We start from the raw sequence: 278 nt of genomic DNA, 5'->3' as shown, positions 1-278 counted from the left end.
CGTACAGGCTGTGCGGCGGTACCTTCTGCTGGTCGAACTCATGGTGTGTGCCTCCGTGCTGTGGCGAGGGTTCGAGGTGCGGGAGTGCTTTCGAGGCGTGGGGGTGTGGGGCTCGAGGGGTGTCAGTGAGGTCCGCGCGGACGGGGCGGGGCAGTGGTCTCGCGCAGGACGAGGCGGATGGGCATCCGGACATGCCCTGCGGGTTCGGTGTCGGGTTCGTCGAGCCGGCGCAGCAGGAGCCGCGCGGCCTCGGCGCCCTGCTCGGCGACCGGCTGGGC

Source organism: Streptomyces hirsutus (genome assembly GCF_001418415.1).
Classification (GTDB): domain Bacteria; phylum Actinomycetota; class Actinomycetes; order Streptomycetales; family Streptomycetaceae; genus Streptomyces; species Streptomyces hirsutus.
Note: the sequence above shows the minus strand (reverse complement) of the source record.